Source organism: Aquimarina pacifica (genome assembly GCF_000520955.1).
Classification (GTDB): domain Bacteria; phylum Bacteroidota; class Bacteroidia; order Flavobacteriales; family Flavobacteriaceae; genus Aquimarina; species Aquimarina pacifica.
Window position 1 is genome coordinate 134,803 of the sequence record NZ_JACC01000008.1, and the last position, 16,539, is coordinate 151,341.

Sequence of the window (16,539 nt, forward strand, 5' to 3'; positions counted from 1 at the left end):
AAAATAAAAATTAACAGTACTATCTATCCTACAAAAATAATTTAGGAGCAGGGATAATCAGTAACAAAGATAAAATATTTTGGAATATTTCCAATTTTAACATAGTCAAAATTCCATCATTATGGAATTTTTCCATAAATTTGGAAAAATTACTATTAACAAATCTAATTATGCCAACACAAATGATCCCACATTATCAAAAAGTATCAGAGACTATTATTAGACATTCTCTTGATAATTCTATTGCCACAATAGATTATCTGTATCAAAAACTTACGGAGAAAGGATTTCATTTTTCGCGAAATCAAACAATCGGAAACTATACCTTTGATTTTTATTGTTCAGGTCTAAAAATAGCCATAGACATTGATGGATATGCGCATGAGTTTTCTGATGTCTATAATCTCGATGCTCCCAAAAAACTTATTATTTCTTCTTTAGGAATTACCGTTTTAAAATTTACTGATTATCAAATTCTTACAGACATAGAAGAAATCATACGCACAATAAAAAATCAAATAAAAACCTCTTCAGACAAAGTGTATGTCGTTTGAAAGAATTAGAGAAAAACTCTCCATTCTTGCTGATGCGGCTAAGTACGATGTTTCTTGTGCAAGTAGCGGAGGTAAAAGAAATAATCCGAAAAAAGGACTTGGAAATAATACTGGTATGGGTATATGCCACAGTTATACCGAGGATGGGCGTTGCGTTTCTTTACTAAAAATACTACTTACCAACCATTGCATCTATGATTGTGCGTATTGTATAACGAGAAAAAGCAATGATATACAAAGAGCTGCTTTTAAAATTCAGGAAGTTGTTGATCTCACTATTAATTTTTATCGAAGAAATTATATCGAAGGTCTTTTTTTGAGTTCTGGAATATTTAAAAATGCAGATTTTACCATGGAACGCTTGGTCGAGGTAGCCAAAAAATTAAGATTAGAGGAGAACTTTAATGGGTATATTCATCTCAAATCTATTCCGGGTGCTAGTGATGAATTAATGCGTGAAGCAGGCTTGTATGCAGATCGTCTCAGTGTGAATATAGAAATCCCAACTAAATCGGGATTAAAACTGCTTGCGCCAGATAAGAAACATGAGGATTTTATCAAACCGATGCAAAAAGTCAAGGAAGAAATTATTCAACACCGTGCAGAACAAAAAATTATAAAAAGTACGCCAAGATATGCTCCTGCCGGACAAAGTACTCAAATGATTATTGGAGCTACAGGAGAAAGTGATCGTGACATCATGTATTCTGCCACTTTTTATTACAAAAAATTCAATATGCGCAGGGTCTATTATTCGGGCTATATTCCCGTACTCGAGGATAGTCGATTACCTGCGATAGACACCGAAGTACCTATTTTAAGAGAAAATAGACTGTACCAAACAGATTGGTTACTTCGATTTTATGGATTCTCTGTAGAAGAGATTCTCAACGATTCGCATACGCATTTAGACTTAGATATCGACCCAAAACTCAGTTGGGCACTGCGAAATCTACACTTTTTTCCTATCGACATTAATAGAGCAGATAAAAGAATGCTTGCAAGAGTACCAGGTATTGGTATGCAATCAGTATACAAAATACTCGAAGCTCGAAAATTCAGAAAACTTAATTGGACACATCTTAAAGCAATCGGAATAGCCAATAATAGAGCTCATTATTTTATTACTTGCGATTCTAAAGATTTTTATTCTCAGGAACTTGCCCCAGATGAGATAAAAGCTAGAATTCTCAAAAACTCTAATAGCAAGTATAAAAAGTATTTTAACCATCAATTACGTCTTTTTTAACAATAACTATGCACTCACAAACGATAATTCTATACGATGGTAGTTTTGATGGTTTTTTATGTGCAGTGTTTTTGATCTATGAACAAAAGGTGACACATCCTATTATAAATAAAAAAAACAAAAGTACCCCAACACAATTATTCGCCACTACAGAAGAAATACATACCGAAAAGCAAAAAGCCAAGCGAGTTTGGGATGGATTTAAATTAAAAACAACTAAGACACAACAGCGCATGTTTTTTAAAGCATTCTTAAGTGAAATTAAAGGTGTTGAAAACACCTTGTTCAACTATTTAAGAATTGTCTTTATGAAAGAGAAAACCGATACCTCGATTGATTATAGTAATAAAGACATTCTTAAAATTAGTCAGGTTGCCAAAATGGTTCAAAGAGAAAAGCACAGGATTGAGGCCTTTGTTAGATTTCGATTAACCACTGACAACATTTACACTTCTATTATTGAACCTGATTTTAACGTACTACCCCTTATTACTTCTCATTTTAAGGATAGGTATGCAGATCAAAAGTGGATGATATACGATCTAAAAAGGAGCTATGGGATTTATTATGATCTAAAAAAAATAGAAATCATTACTATAGAGGGGACTGTAAAATCAAACATAGATATCAAATCACTTTCTAGTAATGAAAAAGAATTTGAAGCTCTCTGGAGAACCTATTTCTCTAATGTTAACATCATATCGCGCAAAAACAATAAGCTTCATTTACGTCATTTGCCAAAACGATATTGGAAATATCTCATCGAAAAAAACTAATATACAAAACCTGCTATGCATTATATTTATTGACATAACTCTATTTTTTTAACCTATTTTTTTGACATTTTCTAAAAAAACATCACACTTGGTGTGGAATTTTTACCCACTTGAAATAGCGCAATACATGAAATAAAGCCCTAAATTAGTCGTTAAATAACCTAAATTAACTAAATCAAATATTATGAAAAATTTATTTTTAGCAATTTTAGTGTGTGTATCTGTTATATCTTGTAAGAACACTACAGACAAAGCAGCAGATGCTGTACAAGACGCTGCAGAGACTACTGAAGAAGCAGTAACAGAAGCTGTTCAAGAAGTTGCAGAAAAAGTAGAAAGTGTAGCTGATGCTGTTCCTAGCTTTAGCGATCCTGCAGTACAACAATATGTTGATTCTTACGAAAAGTACTTAGATGAATACGAAAAAGTTGTTGCAGCTAAGGATATGGGAGCTTTTGCAGGGCTTGCAGAAAAAGGACAAGAACTTGGGACAATGGCTCAAGAAATCTCAGGTAAGCTTTCTGGTGAAGATGCAAAAAAATTATCTGATTATATGACTGAAAGATCTAAGAAACTTCAAGAGCTTTCAACAAAAATGATGCAACAATAGTTATCTTTAAGATATCTCTGGTCAGCTAAACTTGACCAAAACAAAAGACCATCCATTTTATGGATGGTCTTTTTTATTCTAACCATTGTACTTTTACTTCTATAGGATCACGCTTAGAGGCATCTTTCTGTTCTTTATCATAATGTCCTAGATAAAAGAAACCATAACAACGTTCTCCATCTTCAAAATCAAAAAAATCGCCCAAATAGTCTATTAACTTAGGGCTGCTCCAATAACATCCTATTTTATTTGCAGTACATGTTAACCACATATTCTGAACAGCCATTGCCATAGAGGCAACCTCTTCCCACTCAGGAACACGTTCCTTCTTATCTCTTTGCAGACATATAGCTACTATAGCACTTGCAGCGTTACAGTTTCTAATTATTTTTTTATGCTTAAAAGGAGAAAAATCCGTTTCGCTCGTGATATCTGTATAGGTATCTGACAAAAAAATCGCCAATCGCTCTTTAGCACTTCCTTGTAGCACCTTAAAACGCCATGGCTGCGTAAGTTTATGTGTTGGAGCATAGTTTGCATTTTCTAACATCATTTTAATAAATGCCTTCGAAACCTCTTTACCATTATACTCAACAGGAAAAATAGAACGTCTTTCTCGAATTATGGTATTAATATCTTCTTCTAACATATTATTTCTTTTTTTTGTAAAGTTATTATTATTCTAGAACTCATCTTTACAAATTATCTTGAATTTCGAAAAACGATCACATCAAGCTGAACAATTAGACAATCTTTCCTTATCCGGGAAAGTATTGCAGCAAACTTTACTCAGTCTTCGACATATCAATTTATTTTTAGGTAATCATAGACAATTAAGTAGTGCCGTCATAAAGTTTTGCCTTACCAGGTTTCCTCAAAAAAAAATTTCTATAATAGATATTGGTTGTGGTGGTGGTGATAGCCTATTTTATATTTCGAAAAAGTTAAAGGCAAGAAATATTAATGCCTCTCTAATGGGAATTGATGGAAATCCACAAAGTATTGCATACGCTCAACAAAACAATCCTGACCCTTCGAATATAGCTTTTAGGACAGCAGATATTTTAGCCTCAGATTTTAATTTACCTATTTGTGATGTAGTGATTAGCAGTCATTTTATTTATCATTTTAACGATCAACAATTATGTGATTTTCTTAAAAAATTACAAACCAAAACTGTAAAACATATTATTTTTAGCGAACTTTACAGGAGTGCAATTGCCTATTATATTTTTAAACTTGTCAGTACAGTACTTCCTATTTCTGAAATGGCAAAAAAAGATGGGTTGATTGCAATACGAAGAGCTTTTACTCGTAAAGAGTTATTAACAATTATAAAGGGCAGTGAAATAGAAAAGTATACGGTGATCAAAAAGCCTTTTTTTCGTATGATTGCCCAAATCTATATATGTAATGAAAGAAATAGCAGCTAAAAACTTAGAAAAACTAAGAAGCGTTCCTAAAACATTAATAATTACTTATGTGATCATTTATTTTGTCTGGGGACTAGGAATGAATCGTTTTGGCATTGAAATGGAAATTGCAAAGTTCACTTATTGGTGGCAGGTAATCACCTGCTATATTTTATATATGGTCCCTATTTCTATCATGCTTAGAGGGTATTCTTTTTTTGATCAATATGCTTATGGCCTTGTCGCAATGGGAATTCTTGAATTTTTAGGGTATTGGTTACGTACTTCTTATGTGTACCCTAACAATATTCTTGATACATTATTTAGTCCACAAAATTTTAGTCTTGGTATGGCACTGTTTTTTGCTCTTTATTTTCCTGCAGGTAACTGGCTAGTGGATAAAACCCATCAACTTATTTTTTCAAAAAAATAGCTTGTGTAGTTTACCAAGTAAACCAAAAATTGTAATTAATTACTTTTTGGGCAAAAGAACAAACTGCTTTTTCCCTTGTTTTTTAATTCTATATTTATCCTTTATTTCGTCTGCTCCTTCTACATCTAGGGAATCCTCGATATAGGAAATCCAATCTTGCCGATCAACAATGACATTATCAAGAGTAACATCTGTTAGGTTTGCATCTTTAAGCTTTGTTCCCCAAAGAACTGCCTCGGTAAGATCTGCTCCTGTGAGATCTGCTCCAGATAAATTAGCATTGGTAAGGTCTACACTTAACAACTCTGCTTTTCTAAGATTAGCTCTTTGAACCTGTGCTCTTTTAAGGTTTGCATCAGATAAATTTATCCCACTCATTTCTGATTCCCTAAGTTCACTGCTCTGTAAATTGGCAGCGGGCATTTCTGCTTCAATTAAATTAGAGTGATTTAAACGAGCATATTTGAGGTTAACCCCTCTTCCTAAATTAACTTTATAGAAATTCGTATAACTAAAATCGGATAAATTAAGGATATCCTGTGAAGATTCTGATGCCAAATCACTTTTTAATAGTGTAAATAGTAATTGCCCTCGTTCTGAGCTAATGGGCTTCTCGATTAATTTTCCATTTTCCATGTACTTATAAGGCTTCATTGCCATACACAGACCTATTATCCTAGCCTCTAGAGTATTACTTATATTACGTGTGCTAGAGCCTTTATATTTTAACTCTTCATTGAGATCTGCGAGCACATCTCCCATCACAAAAACTAATGAAGATCTACGATCTGCCTCTACCAAATTATTTTGACTCGTAATCAGGTCATTTTGATTCATAATGAGCTTGGTCTGAAACAATAAAACTAGAGAAGGTACCACCGCAAATAAAAATGCAAACAACCCTACTCTAGTAATCCGCCATATAATACTCGAAGAAACGTCTGAAACTGTATCTGTAGAAACTGTTCTATACTCTTTATACTCATTAATTGCAGTATTAATGCTTCTCTTGAGCTTGTTACCAAGAATAGGAGTACCTGTTTTTTTAAGAAGCCACCACCTAAATTTCTTTTTCTTTTGTGATACTTTATTTATTTTATCAAGCTTGTCCTGAAGAAGTTTATTTTCTGTCTTTAACCGTTCGATATAATCCTGCTCACTCACTATTTTCTAATTTTGAATAACTATACCTTCAGAAAATATTTTTCTTTTTATTGTTGAAAGTATAAAAATCTTATTACGATAGTTAAGATATAAAAGTTATTGAGACATAAAAAGAAAGCCTTCTTAAATTTTTTAAGAAAGCACTGCTCTGTAAAAAAACATCTCAAAATTATTACCCCAAATAGGTAGTTATATCATTAGAAATGTCTTGTATTATCGATTTTTTTTCTTCTTCGTCTATGAGATGAATAGTTTTGACTAGAAGATTCACATATCCGGCCACATATGCTTTTTTCTTATCGTCATTTACATATTCCTTTCCTTCTATTACTATAAACGTAATGAGGTTTCGTATAATCAGTCGTACTTCTGCCATATTCAAATCACTTTCCATCTTAATACATTTTTTGTCATATACTTAAAAAAGAATATATAATGAAAGTATTAATCTATCGTCTAAAATGATACTAAAAGAGTTAAATAAAAGCATTAATCTTCGATCAAAAGCAGGTTATTTCGATTTATGTCAAAAACTGTTGACACAATTTTCAGATCAAAAAAATCTGATAAAGAATTCTAAAAATAGAAGAAGGTTATTATAATTACTTAATTCAAAAGTATAAACAAGGCCAAAATAATTATATATATTTACCTATATAATCAGACTGCTACTACTATGAAAGATAAATTATTTGAGAACATTATTGACAACTACGAAGATTTAAAATACGACTTGTTAAAAGCCCAAACCTTTGATGAATCTCATTTTGGCTTTCCTGATATCTACTATAAGATAATGGAGACTGACAAGCAACGTGTTGATGCTTTTCATAATGCATTCAAAATCAACAATAATTTACAGGGAGCTACAGTTTGTGAAATTGGAGTAGGAACACTCCCGCTCACCAAATTATATATGCCACATGTAAAAAAAGCATACTTAATAGAAAACAACCCTGATTTGATACCTTTTATAAATGCAGAAATTGCAAAACATCCTTGGGCAAATAAAGTCGAAGTGATCTATGCTGATGCACTCACAGTAGAACTTCCCGAAAAAGTAGATTATGTAATTGGTGAACTCATGAGTATTTATTGTGCCAATGAGTTTCAGGTACAGATTTTTCAGCACATGCGCGAATTTTTAAAACCTGAAGGTAAACTCTTCCCAAATCGTATTGTAAATTTTGCCAGATTGTGTACGGCTGATATTGATCCGAATATTCATCACTATCCCGTAAATTTTACCCGGCATCAACCCATGTTTCTTACGCAGCAATTTCTGGTTAATGAGATCGAATTGCTTAAAGAAAAGAAACAAGGTGTTACCCTTAGTTTTTCTGTCCCGGTATTATTTTCGGGCGAAGTTAATGCCCTATATCTGGAGTCTTATGTAGAGGTTACTGAGGGTTCTAATTTTACAGGAACCGATAGCCTTATGCCTCCTACTGTTCTAAAAACCACCAATACTCAACAGGTGAAGGCCGGAGATTTAGTACATATTGATTTTAATTTTGATTATGGATCATCCTTAGATAAAATTAGCTGCCTGTTATCCTAATTAAAAATGGAGTAAATAGTTCGAATCATGGATCTGGAAAAATTAATGTTTAAAATATTTGGAATAGAACCTTCCAAATTCGAGCTCTCTCCTGATGAAAAGAAAATCCTATCCGAAGGAAAACCTATTCCTATTAAAACTTCCATCATTGATCTTGATGAGCTTATAAAGAATGAGGAAATAAATGAATATGAAGAGCTTCTGGTGACTCTGTTTCATGAGGCCACGACAATTTCGAAAATAGATCATACAGCTTTACATGAGATCAACCTAAGTGATTTAAGTTCTTACGATATTTTAACTAAACAATCCAAAAAAGAAAAAAAAGAGTTTGTCCTTTATCTATTACATCGAACTGAACAACAGCAATTAAACAAGAAGAGTGATCTTGAGTAAATCTCAAGTGTTTTTACCCTAATGATTGTTAATGCCTTAATTAGAGCCATTTTACCTTTTTCTGAAAAAGAATTGATATTTCTCATTACCTATTGGAATCATGATTTTTCTTACCTTTTGTCTCTTAAAATGATTACAAATCAACTAAAACGATTTGTGGAAACTCAATCTATATCAGAAGGTTTTATTGCGGTATTAAAAGACTTCTTACAATGCAAAACATTAAAGGAAAATGATTTTTCGCCTTATGCGGACTCCATAAGTATAATTGAAAGAATACTTATCAATCATTCAGGGATTTGTTTTGAAGATGGTACTCCCCTGTTCTTACTATTGCCCGACCCTTTCGGAGATTTTGTGAATCAAACTATCACTGAATATCCTGATGATAAGAGAGATGCTTTTTCTATGATCGCTAAGGTTTTTAGTAAAGAAACCAAAATTACAACTGCTAAGGAAGCTATTTCAATAGTAAAAAGTCTCGAATATACAATGGAGAGTGAGGCTCTTAAAAGTTGCATTAGACTGATCTTAGAAAATGCATCACGCTTTACCCCCAGAACTAAAGAAATTCAAATCGGTCAAGGAACTTATGGCATACAATATTACATCGATTACGAACCTATGCGACGTGAAAACATCATGATTATAAAAGGCCTGGTACTTTTAGCAGGACATTATAAAATCAGATCGGCTATCACTCCTATCCAAAAACTGGCAGAACGTTCCTATATCCAGCGAAGTACTAATGTTATAGGACCCGGAGCCAGAATTTTAGGAAACTGTTGTATCCATGTATTGGCACATCATTTTGGAAACAGAGGCCATGGCGCTTTACATGAACTTTATGAGTTCACAACTTATAAATCTATAAGAACACAAATCGAAAAAGAGTCGGCAATTTTAGAACAAAATACGGGTACTCCACTACTCTAAAATATCCATATCAAACCCTATTATATCCCGTATTCCTGGTTTTAAGACATCAATAGGTGCAATGGGAGTTACATAATGCCACAGATCATTACCAAAGGTGAACTCCTCTCCGGTATCTGCCTGAAATATAAATTCTCCTGGATCTAATATTTTTTTATACACCAATTCTTTATCTGCTGAGTTTGTCTTCTCATAAATTTGACTTTCTGCTCCTTCTATATTTTGTCTATTAATTACCAAAGCCGACATAATATATTGCGCCCCATCTTCATGAATTCCTTCTGGAGCATTCTCACCCTTGATAGTCTCTCTAGAAATGGTTCTCATAAAATGGCTAGTGATCTGTATTTTTCTGATATCGGGATGGATTTCTTTGACCAAACCTGCCATCTTCTTTAGTAATTCAAAAAATAAATCATTCTCTACTAATTGAGATGGTGCTTGAGTAAATACACGTTTCCATACTCTAAAATCATCTACATCTTGCTCAAATCCCTTATGCAATATACGTTCTACAAAAAAAGTATCATCCCATATTTCAACTTCAAACGATGCTATACTTCGCTGTCTTGTTATCATCGACAATTGATCAAATTTTTGTTTCTGATCCGAATTCAAACGTTCAATCCATCGGGTTAGAACATCTGTAGAAACAGTGCCCTCAAAATAGGATTTATGAAACTTTTCGATACTCTCAGCATCTTCTGAGAAAATAGTTTTCAGAAAAACAATTTGTTTTCCTCTTACCAAATAGTGATCATCTTCTAAGCTTTCAAAAAAAGGTTTAAAAAAATCCAGAAATGACACTTGATTAATTTTAAAATCTCTGAGTCCGCCTACTCTAATGGGAGATTTTATAGTCCTACCTACAGTTTTTGAAATGTCTTTTTCTGTGATCATTTGGTAATCCTTACTTTTTTAGAAATATATGCTAAACAGTCTTTTTTATTATACAACCAATACGCATAAGGTATTGTAATAATAGGAACTCTGATTCTAAACAATGTTTTGTATTGTTCTATAGAAAATGTCTTTTCTAATGATCCTGGATACCCTACCAAGTCTATACATACTGTTCGGTTATTATAGGTCAAAAGTATATCCATTACATACCCTGCAAGTGGATAATTAATCAGAATATCTTGTTCTTTAATCCCTAATTGAATAAGTTCCTCAAACACCTCTGTCGCAAAATTATCAATAAAATCAGTATCATTAACATGTTTATCACGTATTCGGGTTTCTGATAAATATTCTATTAATAAATGCCTGTTTTTAAAATTTTTGGCATCAAAAGAGTAATACAAAAGTTGTTTTTGCTTTGCTCTTGTTATACTTACGTTAAACACATCTTCTCTATCCAAATATTGAAAAACTGAAGCACTAGTATCATTATCAATAGTAAATGTAATCAACATAAGGTCTCGTTCTTCTCCTTGAAACTCGAATGGGGTTCCAACCGCAATCTTATGTTTTCTAATAGCAGTCAGGTCTATTTCCTCCATTTTTTTCTTTAGATAATTAACCTGATCTCTAAAAGGAGATAAAACTCCTATAGTGGTACAAACATTAGACGCGATCTCTTTTTCTTCTTCGACCAAACGTTCTATTTCTTCCAAAACTTTATGCGCTTCTTCTAGGTTTACCCCATCTTTCTTTTTACTACCACTACATTGAATCCATTCTAGAGAGGATTGTTTCTTGTGGATATATAACCCAGACATTACTTTCAATTGATTCTCATAGAACTTATGATTACTATATCGTATAATATCGGGCAAACTTCTATAATGTTCATCTAGAAAATGAATACTCTCCTGTGATTTAATACGCTCAAGTACGTAATCCAAAAAACTAGTCTCTCTATAATTAGACACATCCATTTCATGCTCTAACCCATATGTACTAGCTGTTTTTTCCATGACTGCTTTAGATAAAAAGGAAACATGTCTTAATTGTTTGGGGTCTCCTACAATAACTATCTTTTTTGCTCTTGCTAAAATAGGAATCATGGTAGCAATATCACATTGGGATGCTTCATCAATAATTACCACATCAAACACATCATTTTTTAAAGGCAATACTTCACTTACATCAGTAGATTTGGTAATCCAAATGGGCAAACAAGATAGCACAGCATCAAAATTAATAGCTTCGAACAACTGATCTCTCACTTCGGGATCAGGAGATTTTGCCAAACGCAATAAATCCTGAAAAGTACTTCGATGATCCTTTAGTAAAGAAGTAACACGATCCGCATATTGCAATGATATGATCTCCTTGATCAATTTATTTTTTTGATGTATATAATGATGCAATAAATCAATTAATTGCCAAAACGGTATGCTTTTTAATACTTGTTTGGACACATAATTTCTTTTAATTCTTTTAAAAAAAGATGGTCTATGTTCTAAAAACAGTTTTGCATTCTTAATTTCCTGAGATTCTCTTTCTAAAATTTCATCTGATATTTCTTGTATCTTTCTTTCTGCATACTCTATTTCTTTCTTTTTTTTAGGAATATAAAAATCTCCTCCTTTGGACTTTCTGAATCTTAAAATAGATTCTATTTTCTTCTTTAATTTTGCTTTATATCCTCTTCCTGAACCTGCCCGTATAGACAAGCCTTTTATCCCAAGATCATGTATTATTTTATTTTGTAATACATCAACCGCCTGATCAGATTTAGAACATATGAGAACACTTTGTTGATGGTATACTAAATCAATTGCAAGTGAAGCAATTGTATATGATTTTCCTGTTCCTGGTGGTCCAACCACAACAGTAACATCATTATTCTTTACGCCACGAATAATATCTAACTGTGGCTCACTAAGATTAGAGGGCACATAAATAGATGCTTTTTGATCAGAAGAATTCCCATGAATATTTTTATTTCGAGAAAACAAAGAATGTAACGTTTCATTAAATAAATGTCCATCTTTTATTTCTTCTATTTCATGTAACACATTTCGATTCGACTTAGATTTCTCGACAACACCTATTGCAACAACAGGTAGTAGTTTTAGAGATGATGATTTTACGTGACTCTTTAGTTTATCTCCATTTAGTAATTTAGGTAATTCTTCTAAGGCTTTAGTATCGACATCTAGGTATTCCTTAAGCTTTTTGGCAATCTTTTCTATGTTTTGCTTTTCGGGAGATTGTTCATTGACCAAAGATTTTATTTCTAATAAAAAAGAATCGTCAAGATCAAAATTTCCTTTTAAAAGATTTAATAATGCATCATTCGTCCTATTTTCTGAAAAATTATAGTCAATATGATATAATCCGTCATTATTAATCTCTAGAGATACGGGTGTAACAATCAAAGGAGCACAAATAGTTCTTCGTTTGCCAAGAAAAGTAAGTTTTCCTGTAATAAAGAAACTACAGGAAATAAATGTTTTTTCTTTTCGATTGATTTCTAGGTATTTATATAGCTCCTCCCCAAAATCGATCTTCATAAACGTAGTATCTTCTTCGCGATATAAAGAATTTGTCTGCGAAAGAAAAAAACGCTTGTCTACTTTGGTTCCCAAAAAATTGAGTACGTCGTTATCTCTAAATTCTTGTTTATAACAATCCTGATAATACGATACTACTTTTTCTATATACATAGATTATTACTCCTAATTTAATCTTATTATTTAAGCTTCTTCTTCGTCTTGCTGAAATCGCAAATACTCATCAACAGTTTGATTGATTGGCGGGATATCTTCTTCGGTAATGGTTTTTAATAATTCTTCGGTAAGTGGTGTAATCGATACAATTCGGTTAGCTTGATACTCAATAATTTTCTCAAACAAATTTCGAGCTACTCTTGCATTTCCAAAACTCTTATGTCTCTTTTCATATAGTTTATCAAAGATAAATTGCAGTTTTTCTTTGCCTTCTTCAGCCAATACAAAATCGTTTTTAAGGCAAAATAACTCAAAAATACCTATCAATTCTTTGGGTTTATAATGGTCAAAAGTGAAGTATCTATTAAACCGGGATTGTAATCCAGGGTTAGAACCTATAAATTCTTGCATCTCATCAGGATATCCTGCCACAATTACTACCAGTTGATCTCGATGATCCTCCATTTTTTTAAGAAGTACTTCGATAGCTTCATTCCCAAAATCCTTTTTATTGCCATTGGCAAGAGAGTAGGCTTCATCAATAAATAAGACACCATCTATTGAAGTTTTGATCACTTCTTCGACTTTGAGTGCTGTTTGCCCAACGTACCCGGCAACCATTCCTGTTCGATCCGTTTCTACCAAATGTCCTTTTTCTAGATATCCTAAATGTCTATATATTTTTGATACCAATCTTGCTACCGTGGTTTTTCCTGTTCCGGGAGGTCCCATAAACACAGAATGCAAGGAATTGTTTACGTTTTTCAACCCCTTTTCCTCTCGTATTTTCTGGACTTTTAAGAAATTAGATAGTTCCTGAACAGAAGTCTTGATTGTATCTAAGCCAATAAGCTCATTTAATTCCTCTAATACTTCATCTAAGGTTTCATTCTCATCTATTTCGGTTTGTTTTACACCTTCGAGCTTTTCTTTAGGGTGAGATACTTTATCGTTAACCTTTTTTAATAAAGCAGTTTCCTCATCAGAAATTATTCCGTCTGCCTTTGCTAATAATGAGGCAATACGATATAAAAATGATCCAGAGTTAGAAAAATGTTGGCTATCTAATCTTTTTAGTAAAGAAGGTAATAGAAATTCATTTTTATAATCTGCCCCCATATCAAAAAGACTTGCCGTCTTAATCACTTCAATATTTTTATCAAATTTCTCTGATTGCACAAAAGAATTGATGCGCTCTATAGATAGTGAGGTAATAATATCATTTCCTTGCAATTTTTCGAATAAGAAAGCCAATAGAAACTTTATTTTCATATCGGCTACGGTATTATTTTTATCACTTAATGGATAAACCATGTTAAATACCTTTATAATATCTTGTAGAATAATATGCTCTGCTTTGAACTCTATCGCATCATCTGTCTTATGTACAATCCCGTTTATAGTATTCGAAAATCTCTTATTTGCATTAAGGTCTTCTGCCAAATTTTGAATCTTTTCACCCTCATTTTTTAAGATCTGTAAATAAGCATAATCAATATCAAACTTCTTAGTGGCATCTTCTTTTTGATTGACAAAATCCTTGAATTTATTCGTAAAATCACTTAAACTCTTTTTTTCATCTCTTTTGATCAATAGCAGCTCATCAACAAAATCATTCAGGATAGTAATATGTCCCTTAGGATACGCACTAAACTTGACATCAGAAAAAACACCTTTTGCCAAAGCAATAGTAGCACCTGCGATATGAATATTTTTATTGGTAATAATAAAATCTAATGCATCTATAGATTCTGATAAAGAGTACAAAACTAAGAGGTCTTCATCTTTGATTGTTAGTGTAGGAAAAGCATCTGAAATACTAAGTATTTTTAATGGATTGATTGATTTTCCTTTGAAGAAGAAAGGTCTATTTTCTGTGGATAACTTTGAAAAAAAAAGCGCACTAATTTTCGTGTATTTTCTATTGTTCATATCTATAGAGAACTTGATATTTGTTTATTTTAAAAGCCTTAAGAATATAGTATGCGGCGAACAGGTCTTAAAGACTTATGAAGTTTGCATTTTCCTAGAGGACTTGAGTCTCTTTTAGCTCTCTGAGTCAATTTGCATCATCGCATCTTCTACTTCATGCACTAACTCATCGAAATGCGGAAGGCGTTTGATTTCTCTATTTCTCTGAAAAGGGAGATCAACATCAATATGTTTTACAAATCGAGAAGGTGCATGCTTCATAATATAAATATCATCACCTAGATATACCGCTTCCTGAATGTCATGAGTAACAAATAATATCGTAGGACTAAATTTTTCCCAAATACCTATTAATAGATCTTGCATTTGCAATCGTGTCTTAACGTCTAACGCTCCAAAAGGCTCATCCATTAATAATATTTCTGGATTTGACATTAGACTACGTGCTATAGCAACACGCTGTAATTGTCCCCCTGATAATGTTGGGTATTGTGCGTATTTTTTTTGATGACCATCTAATCCTACCAGTTGGATCATTTCCATGGCTTTTTCATCTCTTTCTTTTTTAGAAACTCCTTTGAAACGCAATCCCAGTCCTACATTATCCAATACAGTCATCCAGGGTAATGATGAATATTGCTGAAACACCATGCTTACCCTATTCTGCTTACTCACCTCTTTTCCTTTTACCAATACAGTGCCTAAAGTAGGTTCTTGCAAACCTGCGATATATCGTAATAATGTAGATTTACCACACCCAGACATTCCCAAAATTACTGTAAACTGTCCCTGCATTGGTTTATCTTCAACGAGAAGATCTAGATTCTCTATAATATTAGTCTTTCCGGCATCATACGATTGAGAAATACCTCGTAATTCTATGATATTAGCTACCGCTGGATTATCTGTAAATTGTAATGCCATCCTTAGTGTTTTTTACCTTTTTGAACATGTTTATGTGGGAATAACATTCTATCAATCATTACAAATAATCTATCTTGTAAAATCCCAATAACCACGATAATAATTAATATAGCAAAGGCCTTGTCTATTCTACTTTGCCTTTTGGCTGTCCAAATAAGTTCTCCTATACCTCCTCCTTTATTAAGCATCTCTACAATAGTGATATACGTCCAAGAAATAGCCGTCAATACTCTTATATCGTCAATAATCTTTGAAAACACATATGGCATATATACTGTTCTTATAGTTTGCCAAGAAGAGGCTCCTAATGTAAACACTGTGTTGAGATATACATTTTGCACCTCATCAATACGGTGCACCACTACCGGAATCAAATACACTATAATACCAAATGCCAAAAAAGAAACTTTCATCTGACTTCCTAACCCTAACCACATAATAAATATACCTGTTACGGCAGTAAGGGGAATAAATCTGTATGAATTAATAATCTGACTAAAAAGCCCTCTAAATAAAGGTACCAATCCCAATAAAAATCCAATGGGAATTGACACCAAAATAGCCAATAGGTATCCTAGAAAATTAAGCTTTATAGAATAAAAAGTATTCCCAATTACATCATCATTACGATTAAGTTCTGGAAATGCTTTTATCACCTTAATTGGTGAGGGTAACAATGGATATACTTTGTTTTTCTTGAGTCCATACGATTGTAACTCTGCAACGCTTAACTTTTCTAACGTATCGTAATTTGCAACCAGAAGAGAATCACTTTCGTAATACATTTTTTCTTTTTCAGAAAATGTACTAATATCAATAGATTCGTCTTGGGTAATTACTGATTTAGATAAAAATTCTGCAAATAGGAACCATAATCCAATAAGGATCAGAGCTCCTATTATGGTCAGTATTACTTTATCCTTGCGATCAAGGGTTCCTCTGAGCTCAAATAGTTTTTTGATATCCATT

General features: G+C 32.7%; 17 protein-coding genes. 9 read left to right on the plus strand and 8 right to left on the minus strand.

The features are described from left to right. The first annotated feature begins 170 nt into the window (after positions 1–170). From DZ60_RS0106050 to DZ60_RS25430, 4 genes are all read left to right on the plus strand, one after another. Entirely contained in the window at positions 171–554 is a 384-nt protein-coding gene (locus DZ60_RS0106050; RefSeq protein WP_025741195.1) for an endonuclease domain-containing protein, read from the plus strand. Beyond that, complete coding sequence (locus tag DZ60_RS0106055) at positions 544–1,803, plus strand: putative DNA modification/repair radical SAM protein (protein ID WP_025741196.1); 1,260 nt, start codon at positions 544–546, stop codon at positions 1,801–1,803. The genes DZ60_RS0106050 and DZ60_RS0106055 overlap by 11 nt, the downstream gene beginning before the upstream one ends. An 8-nt stretch (positions 1,804–1,811) precedes the next feature. Beyond that, positions 1,812–2,579 (plus strand): TIGR03915 family putative DNA repair protein, encoded by a 768-nt coding sequence (locus DZ60_RS0106060; RefSeq protein ID WP_025741197.1) that lies wholly within the window; start codon positions 1,812–1,814, stop codon positions 2,577–2,579. Between the two features lie 184 nt (positions 2,580–2,763). Further along, entirely contained in the window at positions 2,764–3,189 is a 426-nt protein-coding gene (locus tag DZ60_RS25430) for a hypothetical protein (RefSeq protein WP_025741198.1), read from the plus strand. Positions 3,190–3,262: 73 nt separating this feature from the next. On the opposite strand, the gene DZ60_RS0106070 is transcribed toward DZ60_RS25430, so the two are convergent. Further along, positions 3,263–3,838, minus strand: coding sequence for a nitroreductase family protein (locus DZ60_RS0106070; protein ID WP_034228842.1), 576 nt, complete (start codon positions 3,836–3,838; stop codon positions 3,263–3,265). A gap of 58 nt (positions 3,839–3,896) precedes the next feature. Between DZ60_RS0106070 and DZ60_RS0106075 the strand changes: the two genes are divergently transcribed. Together DZ60_RS0106075 and DZ60_RS0106080 are read left to right on the plus strand one after the other, a co-directional pair. Continuing rightward, positions 3,897–4,622 (plus strand): methyltransferase domain-containing protein, encoded by a 726-nt coding sequence (locus DZ60_RS0106075; RefSeq protein ID WP_025741200.1) that lies wholly within the window; start codon positions 3,897–3,899, stop codon positions 4,620–4,622. Further along, positions 4,603–5,034: a hypothetical protein gene (locus tag DZ60_RS0106080; RefSeq protein WP_025741201.1), complete on the plus strand. Its 432-nt coding sequence runs from the start codon at positions 4,603–4,605 to the stop codon at positions 5,032–5,034. The genes DZ60_RS0106075 and DZ60_RS0106080 overlap by 20 nt, the downstream gene beginning before the upstream one ends. Positions 5,035–5,073: 39 nt before the next feature. Here DZ60_RS0106080 and DZ60_RS24075 read toward each other — a convergent pair whose 3' ends face one another. Then, positions 5,074–6,198, minus strand: a complete 1,125-nt coding sequence (locus DZ60_RS24075) for a pentapeptide repeat-containing protein (RefSeq protein WP_025741202.1) — start codon at positions 6,196–6,198, stop codon at positions 5,074–5,076. A gap of 172 nt (positions 6,199–6,370) precedes the next feature. Then, positions 6,371–6,592, minus strand: a complete 222-nt coding sequence (locus DZ60_RS0106090; RefSeq protein WP_025741203.1) for a hypothetical protein — start codon at positions 6,590–6,592, stop codon at positions 6,371–6,373. Positions 6,593–6,874: 282 nt separating this feature from the next. Here DZ60_RS0106090 and DZ60_RS0106095 point away from each other — a divergent pair, with 282 nt between their 5' ends. Genes DZ60_RS0106095 through DZ60_RS0106105 form a run of 3 tightly spaced genes read left to right on the plus strand, consistent with a single transcriptional unit; the run spans position 6,875 to position 9,091 of the window. Further along, positions 6,875–7,759 (plus strand): SAM-dependent methyltransferase, encoded by an 885-nt coding sequence (locus tag DZ60_RS0106095; protein ID WP_025741204.1) that lies wholly within the window; start codon positions 6,875–6,877, stop codon positions 7,757–7,759. A gap of 45 nt (positions 7,760–7,804) precedes the next feature. Further along, entirely contained in the window at positions 7,805–8,155 is a 351-nt protein-coding gene (locus DZ60_RS0106100; RefSeq protein WP_152537373.1) for a hypothetical protein, read from the plus strand. 21 nt (positions 8,156–8,176) lie between these two features. Then, positions 8,177–9,091, plus strand: coding sequence for a hypothetical protein (locus DZ60_RS0106105; protein ID WP_025741206.1), 915 nt, complete (start codon positions 8,177–8,179; stop codon positions 9,089–9,091). Here the strand turns inward: DZ60_RS0106105 and DZ60_RS0106110 are convergent. From DZ60_RS0106110 to DZ60_RS0106130, 5 genes are all read right to left on the minus strand, one after another. Continuing rightward, the gene (locus tag DZ60_RS0106110) at positions 9,083–9,991 is read right to left on the minus strand and encodes a 2OG-Fe dioxygenase family protein (protein WP_025741207.1); all 909 of its coding nucleotides are present in this window, start codon (positions 9,989–9,991) and stop codon (positions 9,083–9,085) included. The two genes, DZ60_RS0106105 and DZ60_RS0106110, sit on opposite strands and share 9 nt — an antisense overlap. Beyond that, the gene (locus DZ60_RS0106115; protein WP_025741208.1) at positions 9,988–12,711 is read right to left on the minus strand and encodes a DEAD/DEAH box helicase; all 2,724 of its coding nucleotides are present in this window, start codon (positions 12,709–12,711) and stop codon (positions 9,988–9,990) included. Before DZ60_RS0106115 ends, DZ60_RS0106110 begins: the two co-directional genes overlap by 4 nt. A 30-nt stretch (positions 12,712–12,741) precedes the next feature. Then, positions 12,742–14,646 carry an AAA family ATPase gene (locus DZ60_RS25510; protein ID WP_025741209.1) on the minus strand — a complete coding sequence of 635 codons (1,905 nt, stop codon included), beginning with the start codon at positions 14,644–14,646 and terminating at the stop codon, positions 12,742–12,744. 114 nt (positions 14,647–14,760) lie between these two features. Then, positions 14,761–15,570 carry an ABC transporter ATP-binding protein gene (locus tag DZ60_RS0106125; RefSeq protein WP_025741210.1) on the minus strand — a complete coding sequence of 270 codons (810 nt, stop codon included), beginning with the start codon at positions 15,568–15,570 and terminating at the stop codon, positions 14,761–14,763. Between the two features lie 2 nt (positions 15,571–15,572). Then, positions 15,573–16,538, minus strand: coding sequence for an ABC transporter permease (locus DZ60_RS0106130; RefSeq protein WP_025741211.1), 966 nt, complete (start codon positions 16,536–16,538; stop codon positions 15,573–15,575). Position 16,539: the final 1 nt, after the last annotated feature.